Source organism: Paenibacillus ihumii (assembly GCF_001403875.1).
Taxonomy (GTDB): domain Bacteria; phylum Bacillota; class Bacilli; order Paenibacillales; family Paenibacillaceae; genus Fontibacillus; species Fontibacillus ihumii.
Map to the genome: position 1 here is coordinate 1 of NZ_LN884290.1, position 15,088 is coordinate 15,088.

Consider the following 15,088-nt stretch of genomic DNA (forward strand, 5'->3'; position numbering starts at 1 on the left):
ACGAATCCACGGTTCAATCGGCTATTTGTCGCCGGTTCAATTTGCTGCGCAATTCAAGAAGGAGACGGCATAAACTTTCACTTAATAGGTGTCCACTTTCTTGACAGAAGTCCAGTTCTGCAGTTAGCTACTTGGCAATACTAAGTATAGGCTCTGGAGTTTAGCTGCTTAGCCGCCTAGGATAGGCCAAAAACCTATCAACTAGATGTAGGAAATACAGCTAGATCATCTCTAATTGTACTACATTTCGAATAATGCTCCTCGTATTGTGCCCCCAATAATACTCCTGCGATAGCGCTCTCGCCGAATAATTTATCCCGTAGAATATCGCTCTCCTGAATATCGCTTAGCGCTCCTTCGAAAATCGGTCTCCCGAAAGCGCTCCCCCAAATAGCGCACTCCGCATATCGCTCCCCCGAATAACGCTAAGTGCTCCTGCAAGAATAGTGCTCACCTAAAAGGGCCCCGCAGTATTGCATCCCACAATAATGCCCTAACTCCCTAATACTCGCCAAATACCTCTTCAGTACCCCAATCCGCGAAGCATTCATCAGCTTGAAAATTCACCATTATCTGATTGATCTAAGGCGTCCCGACTAATCCCACTATCTTACCGATAAATGTTGCGCACATGTTTAGAAATAACGTTTTGCTCCCGCATATGCGGCACCATAGTAGTCGTCCCCGAAGATATATTCAAGCTGGACTCCGTCCCTCGGGTCGGTATCGGCGTTAATCATCAAGTCATTCCCTAAATAGATTGCGACGTGAGTGATTGTTTTCGAGCCATGCTCTTTAAAAAATACGAGATCCCCTTTTCTTAACTGATCTTTTGGCACGTAGGTTCCATATTGGTATTGCCAATTGGAAGTGCGGGGCAGTTTGATGCCGGCCCTGCCGTAAACGTATTGAGTGAAGGACGAACAATCCAGTGCCACCCATGGTTTTTCAGCGCCCCAGACATATGGAACATCAAACTGATCCTTGGCTGCGGCGATGATGTAATCTGCTTTTTCCTCCCAATTCGCGTTCGGTGCTATTGAGGGCGGAGCGGTGGGGATATTAATGACCAGGCCGGGAAAGATCTGATGCGGATTTTCCACCTTAGGATTGGCCTCCAGCAAATAGGAAAGGGGGATCCCATTTTTTTGAGCAATGTCCCAAAACGTATCGCCAGCTTGTATCGTATAAGTGGTTCTGGACACTGCGCTCGCAGGGATTAATCCAGGCGTCGGCTTATGACCGTGAGGCAGGCTGATCAACAACCCCCTCCAAATGTTTTTCGGATCCACTAAGGAATTAATTTTTTGTAGCTCAGAAGCATCTACATCAAATTCCTTGGCGATGTCCCAGAACGTTTCGTTGCCCTTGGCTGGATATTGATCGTATGGAACCGCAAAGCAGGTTTGCGGGAGCATTACAGTTGCAAGCATAGCGGTGATAATTAGTTTTTTCACAATAACGCCTCCGTTAATTTTTTTTATAGGATATCCTGATCCGCGCTTTGTTTATCCAGAGAACGGTTGTTAACGAATATGCCATCGATATTTTTAGAGGGGGCCCTTGGCCTGGCTTTGCTCAACAGTGCTCCTCATGGAATGTCAATAGTGAGTCTCGACGGTGCTCCTTATGGAACGTTAACGCTAGTCCCGAGGTATTTCTCATGGAACGTTAGCGGAGTATTGATACGACGCTCGGGGGAAGCTGCTGCATTATTGTTCTATTTCATTAGCCTACATAAAAAGAAGCGCAATAAGGGAAGGCAGGCAGGAATTTTGTGACGCTCCTCGAATTACACTTAAATCATAAAAAGCAGGGAGAACATCAATGTCGTCAACTACTAGATTATTGCGGAGCGCCGGACTTTTCTTGCTTTTCTTAGGGACAGCTGTATTGCTGTATCAATATTCAATGCCGATTATTTATGGGTACCATCTTCAAATCGCGGGATTGATCATGATTGTCGCAATGGCTGTGATGGGTGCTGTGCCTGCATTGGCACTGGCTGCTGTTTTCGGGTCGCTGCAATGGCTGATCTGGGATGAGCCTCTTTTCGTTTGGGTTTTAGTTCTGGAAATGATGTTCCTTGCCTTATTTCAAAAACGCAGCCGCAGAAATTATTTATATACGGATGCTGCATTCTGGATCCTGCTGGGGACTCCGTTTGTTCTATGGCTAGCCTATTTGCAGCAGGTTCATCCGTGGAGCAGTGCTCTGCTTTTGCTGCTGATATCCATTGTGAACGGTTTGTTTAATGCGCTAATTGGAGAACTGCTGACAACTTACATGCCTGCTTTCCGCAGGATAACGGGGGATCAGCCAGTGAACCTGAACAAAGTGCTATCTCACCTGGCGATCGCATCCGTGACGATTCCTTTCATCATTTTTGCCGTCATTATCGGGTGGTATCAGAGTAAAATGATTACCGAACGGGCTGCAAATTTAACTTCCTCCGTCGCAAAAGGGCTGGAGGGGCAGCTGCGGAGCTGGAACGAGGCTGACCAACGCTTGCTTCGGCTTAGCTCTCTGATTCAGCTGGGGCGGCTGCAGGAAATGACCGAGAATTATATGAATACGAACAGGCCGCTGCAAATTACAATTACGGATTCACAGGGGAAGCCGCTAATCGCTAAGCATGCTAAGGGCAGCGGTAGTGCCGGGCAACCTGCTTGGATGACCAAAGGAACGCTATACCAGGTCAACCCGAGCCTGCTGCTATGGCTTCCGAAGCATTCGCGCTATTACAGCTCAGCGGATTGGGAGAATTCCTATTTTGTATATGATGCTCTGCTTTCAGAACCAGCGATCAGGGTTCAGATTGAAATTCCGTTTTCTTATTTCGCTAAAGACATTTATTACGTTTATACGGTAAATTTCGCTTTTATTCTGGGTAGTATGACCGTGGCGGCTCTGGTCTGCTTAGTCATTAGCCGCTCGCTGATCCGTTATGTGATGAATCTGATTCAAGCCACCGCCAGTCTGCCGGAAGAGATCCAAAAAAACAGGGTGCTAAATCTAAAGAACAGCCCGATTCTGGAGTTAAATTGGCTTAAAAACAATTTTAACCAAATAGCCAGCAAGCTCTCGGCGATGTTTAGGGAATCGGAGGAAATGCACCGTAATCTGAAACAACAAACGAAAGAGCTGCAGAGGCAGGAAAAATTGCTTAGTCAGCTGGCTTTCACCGATAGCTTGACTCAATTGCCGAACCGGAATTGTTTCATGAAATACCTTCAGCTAATGGAGGAGAGTTCGGGGGAGGATGCCGGGCTGACTGCATTCTTGTTTATCGATCTGGATAAATTCAAAACGGTAAACGATACAATGGGGCATGCAGCGGGGGATGAATTACTTCGCGAGGCTGCATTGATGATCAAAGGCCTCTCTGGTCAAGGCTCCGCTTACCGCTTGGCGGGCGATGAATTTGTCGTTGTGCTTGAGCAAACGAGCCACGAGGAGATCGATCATATCTGTAGGCGATTGCTAGCCGCCTTTGGCCGGCCTATTCTGATTAAGGATAGGCCATGTGAATTAAGCCTGAGCATCGGTGTTGCCGTCCATCCGATAGACGGTTTCAATTTTGAGCAAATTCTCAATCTGTCGGATAAGGCGATGTATGCAGCAAAGACAGAGGGCGGCAGCAAATATGTTTACTATTCGGATTTTCAAAGACATCAAGAACGGAAGTGACAGAAGGTGCTAAATATTCGGCCTGTACTATTGACGCTATGTATATTGCTTTTGGCCGCCTGCGGCAGGCATGCGATGCATTTGGTGCCCGTTACCCCGGAAATCAGAGAAGCCCCTCCACTGGACGGAATCGCTAAGAATAGCAAAGGGCAGAGTAATGAATTAATGATTTGGTCTCATTTTGATGTTTCCGGCACTACGCAGTATTTTGAATCGCTATATCCAGATGTAAAGGTGAAGGCCAGAATCATTGATTTCAATGAAATTATTGATGATTTTATTCAAGCGTGCCATGATGGCAGCGCACCTGATATTCTGGTCTTTGACGGCGACTATATCAGCAAGCTGAATGGGATTGACTGCCTTGAAGATTTATCCCGAAATCCGTACGATACCAGGGCCTATACAGAGAAAATCCCGGATAAATATGTTCCGCTGTATTCAAGCTTGGGTCACCGCAAATTGCTGGGAATTCCATTAGACATAACGTCAGGACTTATATTCTATAGGCAGGATTTGCTTGCGGAGAATGGATTTCCATCGGAGCCGGATGAATTGTCGACGTATTTGAAGGATCCCGATCACTGGATTTATATGGCTGCAGAATTAAAGAAGCAAAATATTTATATTTTTCAGTACGAATCTGACCCGATGAATGTGGCTTCAATGGCTTACACTATGTTTGATGATCAACTGAAGTTCAACCGTTCCGGGAAGGATTTTGAAAGCGCCCTCAAGGTGTCCAGAGCAGTCAAACATTCCGGCTTGTCCCTAAGAAGCTCGGTATGGGATACGGTCGGTCAGGAAGCTTTGCAGAGCGGTCAGCTTGCGATGGTGTATATGGGATCCTGGGGGATCGGAAATCTTATGGACTGGGCTCCTGATCTGTCCGGAAAATGGAGAGCAGCCGAATTGCCGCTGGGACTCTCCGGGTTTCATAGCGGCTCTGCGGCAGGGATCGCGAAAATTTCCAAAAATAAAGCGATGGCCTGGAATTATATCAAGCTGATGTCAACGCTAACCAAGCCTTATATGGATAAGTCCAAACAAAATTATCTCGGTGGGCAGGATCTGCTCCCGTTAATCGAGCGTAGTGTGAGTAATCCCTCATCGCTATTCCCGTCTCCGCTCGACAAACAAGTGGAGAGTATTTGGAACAGCAGAGTTCAATGGATGATTGAGACGAATCGTCCTGCAGCCGATGTTCTTCAGGAGACGTCCGAATATATGGAACTGATCACGGAGGCGGATCGAGCGCAGCTGTCTAAATTTGTCGGATCGGGCGGGTCGTGAAACGAAGATAAATCGGCAGGATTTGACGGCTTGGCTTGAATGTCGAAAGAAGGGTTCGACTACTCGAGCCCGTTCGTTCCATGCTCAGTTATCGAAATGAATTTCAGTGGTTAACGGACATACAATGACACCGATCGCAAAAAAACTCCATATTAATCCTTTAACCAGCAGGGCTAAATCCCGCTGATGTCCTTGAGAAGGGATGTCCAGTTAAAAGGAAGCCCGCTAATTATGTTCTTGAGGTAAGGTCTAGAGGCCTCTCATGTCCGTTAACCGATTTGTTACTGCTTTGAGGCGGAACGGCTGTCGTCATGCAGCGTTATTGCCGTCATGCTCTTATCCAATCAACATCGTTTATTGAATAACTTTGCCACCTTAGGTTACACTGAATTGTATAAGGCACCTCTTGGCAAAGCGAGAAAATGTGTTATAATAAAGTTAAAGTCAAAGAAAGTCAAAGTCAACAAACGGTAGCCACAAAACGAATTATACGGAGTACTTTGCCGGACGAGACGGCATGTCGTGTCGGCTGAACGTTTGAGCATGGGAGGGATGATGGATTGCGTAATATCTCCGATATTATTGAACAATATCTAAAGGGTATTCTGCATCAAAGTCCTGAAGGAACCGTTGAAATTCAACGCAATGATCTGGCTGACCGGTTTTCCTGTGTACCATCGCAAATCAATTATGTAATCAGTACGAGGTTTACTCTGGAAAAGGGGTATCTGGTGGAAAGCAAGCGGGGCGGCGGCGGTTACATCAGGATCCGGCGGATTGAGCTGCCTGGTCCGACCAGCCTGCATACGCATCTGCACCAGACGATTGGCGATGAAATGGGTCAAACGGCTGCAGAAGGGCTAATATATCAATTGGAGGAAGCTCGTTTCTTGAACAGCCGCGAGGCGGCTCTGATGCGGGCGGCTATCTCCAGGGAAGTATTGATGCTGAAGCTGCCGGATCGCGATCGGCTTCGGGCAAGAATCATGAAGGCCATGTTGATTTCACTTTTAGGTTAACGAGTCTATCCGTAAGGGAGGGGACGTTCCATGCATTGTCAGGAATGCGGCAAACGACCTGCAACACTGCATTTTACCAAGATTGTGAACGGTGAGAAAACGGAGTTTCACATTTGTGAAGCCTGTGCCAGAGAGAAGGGAGAGCTAATTCCAGGAACCTCAGGCGGATTTTCAATCCATAACCTGTTATCCGGACTGCTGGATTTCACCCCGGGGAGCCACACTCAAGGCAGCAAGGCTCCTGAGAACCTGCGCTGTGAAGAGTGCGGGCTGACCTATTCGCAATTCAGCAAAATCGGACGCTTTGGATGCAGCTCCTGTTATAAATATTTCAATGGCCGTCTTGACCCGCTCTTCAAGAGAGTCCATGGCAATACGGTTCATGTGGGCAAAGTCCCGAAAAGGGTCGGAGGCCACATTCAAGTCAAACGCAAGCTCGATGATCTCCGCAGAGAGCTGCAGTACCGGATTCATCAGGAAGAATTCGAGGAAGCCGCAGCCCTGCGGGATCAAATACGCGAGCTTGAGAAGAAGATATCCGAGGAATAGGAGGAGTGGGCGATGGCAAATCTTCGGTTTACAGAACAACCGCTTAGCGAATGGATGAGAAGCGGAGGCAAGGAGTCCGAAATCGTCATTAGCAGCCGTGTCCGAATTGCTCGAAATTTGCTGAACAGACCATTTCCTATGCTGGCGACCAACCAGCAGTCCGAGGATGTGCTAAATCAGCTGAAGAGCGTATTGGAAGACGAACGGATGCAGCAGTTCGGGCAATTGTCGCCGGTTCTTCTCGCCGATTTGGATGAGCTGGATAAGCGCGTACTTGTAGAGAAGCATCTCATCAGCCCGAATTTGGCTAACGAGTCCAGGCATGGCGCCGTATTCATCAGCGAAGACGAAAGCCTCAGCATTATGGTGAATGAAGAGGACCACCTGCGCATTCAATGCCTATATCCGGGGCTGCAGATCGACGAGGCTTGGGAGAAGGCGACCTCGGTGGACGATATTTTCGAAGCGCATGTCGATTATGCCTTTGATGACAACCGGGGCTTCCTCACCAGCTGCCCTACCAATGTAGGGACAGGACTCAGGGCATCGGTCATGATGCATTTGCCCGCGCTGGTGCTTACCCAGCAGATTAATCGGATTCTGTCTGCCGTATCCCAGGTCGGCTTGACGGTTCGCGGCATTTACGGTGAAGGCAGCGAAGCGACAGGGAACTTGTTTCAAATCTCAAATCAGATTACACTGGGACAAAGCGAATCTGAAATTATTGAAAATTTGTACAGCGTCGTGATGCAGATCATCGAGCATGAGAAGTCGGCCAGAGAGAGATTGCTCTCCGAATCCCGCCTGCGGATGACCGACCGCGTCATGCGTTCCTACGGCATATTGTTATATGCAGCGATTATGGATTCCAAGGAAGCGGCGCAACGGCTGTCCGATGTCAGACTCGGCGTGGACCTGGGGTTGATTGATACGCTGCCTGTGCAGGTATTGAATGAATTGAATGTCATGACCCAGCCTGGTTTTTTGCAGAAGAAATTCCAGGTCAGCATGTCTCCGGGTGAACGTGATATGTATCGCGCTAAGCTGATCCGAGAGAAATTGGGTAAATAAGGAACAACATTCATGGAGGTGTAGGAGTATGATGTTTGGAAGATTTACGGAGCGTGCCCAGAAGGTTTTGGCACTTGCCCAAGAAGAAGCCGTTCGGCTGGGGCATAACAATATTGGAACGGAGCATATTCTGCTTGGGTTGATTCGTGAAGGGGAAGGCATTGCTGCTAAAGCATTGATCGGCCTTGGACTGGGCCTCGAGAAAATTCAGGACGAAGTGGAGACGCTAATCGGGCGGGGCCAGGAACAGCCGACGAATATCGCTTATACGCCGAGAGCCAAGAAGGTTATCGAATTGTCCATGGATGAGGCTCGCAAGCTCGGCCACACGTATGTAGGGACGGAGCATATTCTTCTAGGGCTGATTCGCGAGGGCGAAGGCGTTGCCGCCCGTGTGCTGAACAACCTGGGCATCAGCTTGAACAAAGCGCGCCAACAGGTACTGCAGCTGCTGGGCAGCAGCGAGGCTGTATCCAGCCATCATGGCACGCCGGCCAATGTGAACACGCCGACGCTCGACAGCCTGGCCCGCGATTTGACAGAGTCCGCCAAAGAGAGCAATCTGGATCCGGTCATCGGCCGAAGCAAGGAAATTGAGCGGGTCATCCAGGTGCTAAGCCGCCGGACAAAGAACAACCCGGTATTGATCGGCGAGCCTGGGGTAGGTAAAACCGCTATTGCCGAGGGGCTGGCACAGAAAATCATCAATAACGAAATTCCCGAGACCCTGCGTGATAAAAGAGTCATGACGCTGGATATGGGATCAGTTGTAGCTGGCACTAAATACCGCGGTGAATTTGAAGACCGTTTGAAGAAAATTATGGACGAAATTCGCCAAGCCGGAAATATCATCCTGTTCATTGACGAATTGCATACCCTAATCGGCGCAGGCGGGGCGGAAGGCGCTATCGATGCCTCGAACATCCTGAAGCCGGCGCTGGCCCGCGGAGAGCTGCAATGCATCGGGGCAACGACATTGGATGAATACCGCAAATACATCGAGAAGGATGCCGCGCTGGAGCGCCGGTTCCAGCCCATTACGGTCGATCAGCCGTCCGTTGAAGAAGCCATTCAAATTCTGCATGGGCTTCGCGACCGCTATGAGGCTCACCATCGCGTAAAAATTACCGATGAAGCGATCGAACAGGCGGTGAAGCTGTCCGACCGGTATATCCAGGATCGCTTCCTGCCGGATAAGGCGATCGACCTGATCGACGAGGCCGGCTCGAAGGTAAGGCTCAACTCTTACACGGTTCCGCCTAACCTGAAGCAGCTGGAGAGCCGTCTGGAGGATATCCGCAAGGAGAAGGATGCGGCCGTGCAGAGCCAGGAGTTCGAGAAGGCAGCCGCACTGCGCGACACGGAGCAGAAAATCCGCGAGGAGCTCGATATAACGAAGAACCAATGGAAGGAGAAGCAGGGCCGTACCGATTCCGAAGTTACACCTGAGGACATCGCCCAGGTTGTAGCAAGCTGGACCGGTATACCGGTGAACAAGCTGAAGGAAGAAGAGACGGAAAGATTGCTCAATATGGAGCAAATCCTGCATGAGCGCGTCATCGGTCAGGATGAAGCGGTGAAGGCGGTCAGCCGGGCGATTCGCCGGGCGCGCGCCGGACTCAAGGATCCGAAGCGTCCGATGGGCTCCTTTATTTTCCTGGGACCTACAGGGGTCGGTAAGACCGAGCTGGCCCGGGCTCTGGCCGAAGCTATGTTCGGAGACGAGAACGCCGTTATCCGTATCGACATGTCGGAATACATGGAGAAACATTCCACGGCTCGCCTTGTTGGCGCCCCTCCGGGATATGTCGGTTATGAAGAAGGCGGCCAACTGACCGAGAAGGTACGCCGCAAGCCATATTCCGTCGTCCTCCTGGATGAAATCGAGAAGGCGCACCCTGAGGTGTTCAATATCCTGCTGCAGGTGCTTGAGGATGGCCGGCTGACGGATTCCAAAGGGCGTGTAGTGGATTTCCGCAATACGCTGATTATCCTGACCTCTAACGTAGGGGCCGAGGCAATCAGACGCAACACGCGGCTTGGCTTCACTGCCGTCGATGATTCCGGGGCCGACTATGATAACATGAAGGGCAAAGTGATGGAGGAGCTGAAGAAGAGCTTCCGTCCGGAATTCCTCAACCGGATCGACGAAATTATCGTATTCCACTCGCTGGAGCAGAAGCACATCGGCGAAATCGTCACGCTGATGGCGGAAGAGCTGCGCAAGCGGCTGCATGAATACGACGTGGACTTCGTCCTGACGGATCAAGCGAAGGAGTTCCTGGCCAAGGAAGGCTTTGATCCGGCTTACGGAGCGCGTCCGCTGCGCAGAGCCATTCAGAAGCATATCGAGGACCGCTTGTCCGAAGAACTGCTGACCGGCAACGTCAAGAAAGGCGACTCTCTGACAATCGACGTTGAAAATGGCGGCTTGGTTGTGAAGAAGTCAGGGGCTTTTAGTAAAAACGCGAAGTAAGACATTGCATGCCGATTGGTGCGTAAAATTGCACAAAGGTTCTTTTAGAGCATCAAGTCTGAAGCATGCTTATAATGCAAATTTAGGCAAGACAGCCTGGGAAAATGCCGTTTCCCGGGCTGTCTTTTCTTTGTACTCCCGGTATTTGCCGGAAAGCACCCGAAAAACCTTTACGTTAAATCTGAAACAATGGTAAACTTTGAGTGTTACCCTCAGTGGTTCGGGCTGCAAGGTTTGTTAAATTTTGCAGATATTTTAAGGAGAGAGAAATGGTTAAAGTAAAAACGAAGTTTTTTTGCTCGGAGTGCGGATATGAATCGCCGAAATGGTACGGAAAGTGCCCGGGCTGCGGTTCATGGAACTCCATGGTCGAAGAAACGGAGAAAGTCGTTAAGACGCAGGGCATGTCCTCTGGTCTATTTCATACGAAAGAAAAACCGCTTCCCATCATAAACATAGAGAGCGGTAAAGAACCGCGCATCGTCACCGGAATCGGGGAACTGAACCGCGTGCTTGGCGGCGGGGTTGTCCCCGGATCGCTTGTCCTGGTCGGCGGCGACCCGGGGATCGGTAAATCAACACTGCTGCTGCAGACATCGCACGAGCTGGCTAAGGTCGGGCTGAAGGTGCTGTACATCTCCGGTGAGGAGTCCATCCGCCAGACCAAGCTAAGAGCGGAAAGACTCGGGGCGTTGTCCCAGGAGCTGTATGTCCTCTGCGAGAGCGACATGGAAGCCATTGAAGCCGCGATCGACGAATTGAAGCCAGATTTCCTGGTCATCGATTCGATCCAGACCGTGTACCTGCCGGAAGTCACGAGCGCGCCGGGGAGTGTATCCCAGGTTCGGGAGTGCACGGCACGCTTCATGCGCATCGCCAAAGGGCAGGGCATCGCCACGGTCCTGGTCGGGCATGTGACGAAGGAAGGGGCCATTGCCGGGCCGCGGCTGCTGGAGCATATGGTGGACTGCGTGCTGTATTTCGAAGGGGAGAGACATCATTCCTACCGCTTGCTCCGAGCGGTGAAGAACCGTTTCGGCTCCACGAACGAGATCGGCATATTCGAAATGAACGAATCCGGCCTGACCGAAGTCGTGAACCCTTCGGAGCTATTTCTCTCTGAACGGCCGCTTGGCGTTGCGGGCTCTACTGTCGTAGCAAGCATGGAGGGAACTCGTCCGATGCTGGTCGAGCTGCAGGCGCTTATCGCCTCGACGCATTTCCCTTCCCCGCGAAGGATGGCGACAGGCGTAGACCATCACCGGATGGGCCTGATTATTGCCGTGCTGGAGAAGCGCATGGGCATGTTCCTGCAAAACCAGGATGCCTACGTGAACCTGGCCGGCGGAGTGAAGCTGGATGAACCCGCTGTCGATTTGGCAATCGCCGTAAGCATTGCCTCAAGCTTTCGGGATATTCCGACCAAGCCGGACGATGTCATTTTCGGCGAGGTTGGATTGACCGGGGAAGTGCGCGCCGTCTCCAGGGCGGAGCAGAGGGTTCGCGAAGCGGCAAAGCTTGGCTTCAAGCGCGTTATTCTGCCGGAGAAGAGCATGAAGGGCTGGCAGAGTCCCGCTGGAATACAATTGATGGGTGTAAATACTGTTGCAGATGCGCTAGCTGTTGCGTTAGATTAGGGGGCATTTATTCCATGAAAGAAAATACCCATGCGGAGAAAATGAATGACTTGCTGAGACTCGTTGCGCCGGGCACTGCTTTTCGCGACGGGCTAGAGAATGTGCTCCGGGCCAAAACGGGCGGACTGATCGTGGTCGGCTACAGCCCGGAAGTGATGGAAGTCGTGGAAGGAGGCTTCTCCATCAACTGCGACTTCTCGCCGAACTATTTATACGAGCTGGCCAAAATGGACGGAGCCATCATCATGAGCGAGGATCTCAAAAGAATTCTGTATGCGAACACACAGCTGATTCCCGATTCCTCGATATCCTCATCCGAGACGGGAATTCGCCACCGTACAGCGGAACGTGTAGCGAAGCAGACAGGCAAGCTCGTTGTCTCGATTTCCCAGCGCCGTAATATCATTACGCTGTATCAAGGCGCTCTCCGCTACTCGTTGAAGGAAATCGGGGTCATCCTGACGAAGGCGAATCAGGCGATTCAGACGCTTGAGAAATACCGGGCCGTTCTGAATCAAGCACTGACCAATTTGACGGCATCCGAGTTCGAGGAGCTGGTAACCGTACCTGAGGTCGTCAATGTAATTCAGCGCGTCGAGATGGTCATCCGGATCAAGATGGAAATTAAGCGATTTATTAATGAGCTCGGCTCTGAGGGCCGTTTGATCAGCATGCAAATGGAAGAGCTGGTTAGCAATATGGAGGAAGAGGCATGGCTGTTATACAAAGACTATGCCAAGGATGACAATGATGAAGCCATCCGTGAAATTATCCTTGGGCTGAAGCGCTCCAGTGATGATGAGCTGCTTGAGATGAGCCATATTACCAAGCTCCTTGGCTATCCGGCCTCTGCCGCGATGTCCGAAGATCTCGTGTCTCCGCGCGGTTATCGCGTGCTGAACAAAATTCCGCGCCTGCCGAACGTCATCATCCATAACCTTGTCGAGCGCTTCAAGCATCTTCCAGGGGTGCTGATGGCGACGATCGACGAGCTGGACGAAGTAGACGGCATCGGTGAAGTTCGGGCACGAACGATCAAAGAAGGTCTGAAAAGACTGCAGGAGCAAGCCTTCATCGACAGGCAAATTTAACTTATTCTGATTCAACATCCGATAATATGATTATTGGAAATCTACATGAGGTGAAGAGATGATTACAAAATCACTTCCGAATGCATTTACCCTGGGAAACTTGTTTCTCGGGATGCTGGCTATTATATTTGCTTTCGACGGCAAATACAGCATGTCCGCGATCATGGTCATCGTTGCGATGCTGCTCGACGGTCTGGACGGACGGGTAGCCCGGGCGCTTAACGCCCAAAGCGAATTCGGCAAGGAGCTCGACTCCTTATCGGATATTATTTCCTTTGGCGTAGCCCCGGCGCTTTTGATGTATACGATTGCCTTTCACAGCATTCACCCCGGCATTGCCTGGGCCGTCACAGCCATTTTCCCGATGTGCGGAGCGCTAAGGCTGGCAAGGTTCAACGTTCAGAAGGGGATACCGGGGTATTTCATCGGCTTGCCGATTCCCGCTGCGGGCGGAGTCATCGCGACATTATCCTTGTTTCACAAGAATATTACGGCACCGTATTTTATTTGCGGCATCCTGCTCGTCTCGTATTTGATGATCAGCTCTGTGAGATATCCGAATTTTAAGAAGATCGGCTTCCCCAAGAAGGGCGTGGCCCTGGCGCCTCTCGTTGTTCTGTTCGCGGTAATGGTGGCGGTGTTTTTCCCCGAGGAATTATCCAAGCTTATCTTTATTCCGCTGGTTCTTTATGCCGCATACGGTCTTAAGCAGAACATCGACAGACTGCTCCATCGGAACAAGCAAGCCGAGGAGGATGAAGCTGAGGAGGCTTATGACAATCGTTAATTTTCAAAAAAATAAAAGCATGAATGCCCTATTGCGGCGTTCATGCTTTTCTAATTTTTAAGTTGGCAGGTGGAGAGGAATCCCTTGCAGAGATGCCGTTTGTTGCAATTGGGCGTTTAATTTGGCTGTCTGGCTGATGAAGCTAATCCAAGCAAGTGACGTGATAAAATTGATGAAACTCATCCAATCAAGCTGACGGATGATAAATTGATGAAACTCATCAAAGCAAGTCTAACGTCATAAATTCAGGTATATATCGCGCTTAGACGAGTCCACCCTTCATTTTGAAGGAGGCATCTGACCGCTCGCCCGAGTCTAACGAATCTCATCAACGTTATTTGAACATATTTGCTAGGATTTATAATCTAACGAATTTCAGCCACTGTACTTGCATCTTATCTTCTTATTGGAGGAGTAAATCATGAAATAACACTCCCCTGCTTCGTTACATTTGACAAAGGGTTGTTTTTAAACAAATAGTGATTATGAGATTCGTTACAAAGTCCCGGTCTCGTCCGGTCTCGTTCGGTCTGATCTCGCTCCGTTTTCGCTCTGTTTTCGCTCTGTTTTCGTTCATTCCTCTTCTTGTCCCCGTCTGTTCCCTACCGTCCACCTCTGCTCGCGGTGAGTTTTTAGCTCCGTTTCGTTGTTCACCGGTTGCGCACAGCAGCAATGGTTGGCCAGCGAGATGGCGAAGGAGCTTTATGGCCCCATACAGCCCACTCTTGAAGGGAAATGCGCGCCCACGATTTAGTTGGCTAGCGCCATGAGACGCCATCATTGCGCGATGGGAGCTCTGCGTGGTGAATCTAAAGCACATCCCAGCAAGAGAAAGAGAATAGCCAATAGGAGCTCAGGCGGCATCTCTCGCGTTATTTCTCTTTGGGGGGCCCAGAGGGGAGTGCAGCCCTTGGGCCCTCTCTAGGAGGGCTCCAAGGGCTGGCACGGCAGGCACGTAAAAATTTATGATAAATTAAACAATCCTAAAGTAGAGCATTTCTGGGATTCACGTCTGACGACTTCATCCATGTCGATTTCAAGCAGGTTACAAAGCGCTGACATATAGAAGAGATTCCGGCCTAATTCATTGGTGACGGCGTCCCGGCAGTTCTCGCACAGCTCTCCGTGAACATGCTTACGGATCGTCTCCTTCGCGTCCTGTAAATCCATGCCGGGTTCGAATTGCTGTTTTGTAGCGTGAAGCTCAATGCAACCGCATTCAGTCACCGATTTCGTGACGGAGCGGACGACGGATGCGTTAGTTTGTCCTAACTTCGATAGGACATCCAGCAAACTGCGGTGACGGAGTAACAAATCAGAAACTTGTTCTTGAAAAGATTGCAGGCTTTGAGCGCTCATTTTTCCATCCACCTCAAATATTATGAATTGCATTCATTATATGCCACATTTTCCCCTGATATCAAGCTGGAATTCCCGTATTGATGGGGATTGTGCCATTTTTCATCGGGAAATCG

General features: G+C 50.1%; 11 protein-coding genes. 9 read left to right on the forward strand and 2 right to left on the reverse strand.

Features of this window, described 5'->3' with window-relative positions; translation table 11 throughout:
• Positions 1-635 precede the first annotated feature (635 nt).
• Positions 636-1,457, reverse strand: a complete 822-nt coding sequence (locus BN2762_RS00020; RefSeq protein ID WP_055105037.1) for a C40 family peptidase — start codon at positions 1,455-1,457, stop codon at positions 636-638.
• A gap of 454 nt (positions 1,458-1,911) precedes the next feature.
• On the opposite strand from BN2762_RS00020, the gene BN2762_RS00025 reads away from it, so the two are divergent.
• From BN2762_RS00025 to pssA, 9 genes are all read left to right on the forward strand, one after another.
• On the forward strand, positions 1,912-3,690 hold the full coding sequence (locus BN2762_RS00025; RefSeq protein WP_222861003.1) for a GGDEF domain-containing protein: 1,779 nt from the start codon (positions 1,912-1,914) through the stop codon (positions 3,688-3,690).
• A gap of 6 nt (positions 3,691-3,696) precedes the next feature.
• Positions 3,697-4,983 carry an ABC transporter substrate-binding protein gene (locus BN2762_RS00030; RefSeq protein WP_148499838.1) on the forward strand — a complete coding sequence of 429 codons (1,287 nt, stop codon included), beginning with the start codon at positions 3,697-3,699 and terminating at the stop codon, positions 4,981-4,983.
• 560 nt (positions 4,984-5,543) lie between these two features.
• Positions 5,544-6,002, forward strand: coding sequence for a CtsR family transcriptional regulator (locus BN2762_RS00035; protein WP_055105040.1), 459 nt, complete (start codon positions 5,544-5,546; stop codon positions 6,000-6,002).
• 30 nt (positions 6,003-6,032) lie between these two features.
• Positions 6,033-6,551 (forward strand): protein-arginine kinase activator protein McsA, encoded by a 519-nt coding sequence (locus BN2762_RS00040; RefSeq protein ID WP_055105041.1) that lies wholly within the window; start codon positions 6,033-6,035, stop codon positions 6,549-6,551.
• A 12-nt stretch (positions 6,552-6,563) separates the two neighbouring features.
• The gene (locus BN2762_RS00045) at positions 6,564-7,622 is read left to right on the forward strand and encodes a protein-arginine kinase McsB (protein ID WP_055105042.1); all 1,059 of its coding nucleotides are present in this window, start codon (positions 6,564-6,566) and stop codon (positions 7,620-7,622) included.
• Positions 7,623-7,650: 28 nt separating this feature from the next.
• Positions 7,651-10,098 (forward strand): ATP-dependent protease ATP-binding subunit ClpC, encoded by a 2,448-nt coding sequence (gene clpC / locus BN2762_RS00050; protein WP_055105043.1) that lies wholly within the window; start codon positions 7,651-7,653, stop codon positions 10,096-10,098.
• A gap of 269 nt (positions 10,099-10,367) precedes the next feature.
• Positions 10,368-11,735: a DNA repair protein RadA gene (radA, locus tag BN2762_RS00055; RefSeq protein WP_055105044.1), complete on the forward strand. Its 1,368-nt coding sequence runs from the start codon at positions 10,368-10,370 to the stop codon at positions 11,733-11,735.
• A 14-nt stretch (positions 11,736-11,749) separates the two neighbouring features.
• Entirely contained in the window at positions 11,750-12,826 is a 1,077-nt protein-coding gene (disA, locus tag BN2762_RS00060) for a DNA integrity scanning diadenylate cyclase DisA (protein WP_055105045.1), read from the forward strand.
• Between the two features lie 58 nt (positions 12,827-12,884).
• A complete protein-coding gene (gene pssA / locus BN2762_RS00065) occupies positions 12,885-13,613 on the forward strand; it encodes a CDP-diacylglycerol--serine O-phosphatidyltransferase (protein WP_055105046.1) in 729 nt (242 codons plus the stop codon).
• 963 nt (positions 13,614-14,576) lie between these two features.
• On the opposite strand, the gene BN2762_RS00070 is transcribed toward pssA, so the two are convergent.
• Positions 14,577-14,972, reverse strand: coding sequence for a nucleoside triphosphate pyrophosphohydrolase family protein (locus BN2762_RS00070; protein WP_055105047.1), 396 nt, complete (start codon positions 14,970-14,972; stop codon positions 14,577-14,579).
• Between the last annotated feature and the right edge of the window lie 116 nt (positions 14,973-15,088).

What these genes read in the sequence shown, in the direction of transcription:
- BN2762_RS00025 (WP_222861003.1), top strand. Translation starts at nt 1,912, where the DNA reads ATGCCGATTATTTATGGGTACCATCTTCAAATCGCGGGATTGATCATG.
- BN2762_RS00040 (WP_055105041.1), top strand. Translation starts at nt 6,033, where the DNA reads ATGCATTGTCAGGAATGCGGCAAACGACCTGCAACACTGCATTTTACC.
- BN2762_RS00045 (WP_055105042.1), top strand. Translation starts at nt 6,564, where the DNA reads ATGGCAAATCTTCGGTTTACAGAACAACCGCTTAGCGAATGGATGAGA.
- clpC (WP_055105043.1), top strand. Translation starts at nt 7,651, where the DNA reads ATGATGTTTGGAAGATTTACGGAGCGTGCCCAGAAGGTTTTGGCACTT.
- radA (WP_055105044.1), top strand. Translation starts at nt 10,368, where the DNA reads ATGGTTAAAGTAAAAACGAAGTTTTTTTGCTCGGAGTGCGGATATGAA.
- disA (WP_055105045.1), top strand. Translation starts at nt 11,750, where the DNA reads ATGAAAGAAAATACCCATGCGGAGAAAATGAATGACTTGCTGAGACTC.
- pssA (WP_055105046.1), top strand. Translation starts at nt 12,885, where the DNA reads ATGATTACAAAATCACTTCCGAATGCATTTACCCTGGGAAACTTGTTT.
- BN2762_RS00070 (WP_055105047.1), bottom strand. Translation starts at nt 14,972, where the DNA reads ATGAGCGCTCAAAGCCTGCAATCTTTTCAAGAACAAGTTTCTGATTTG.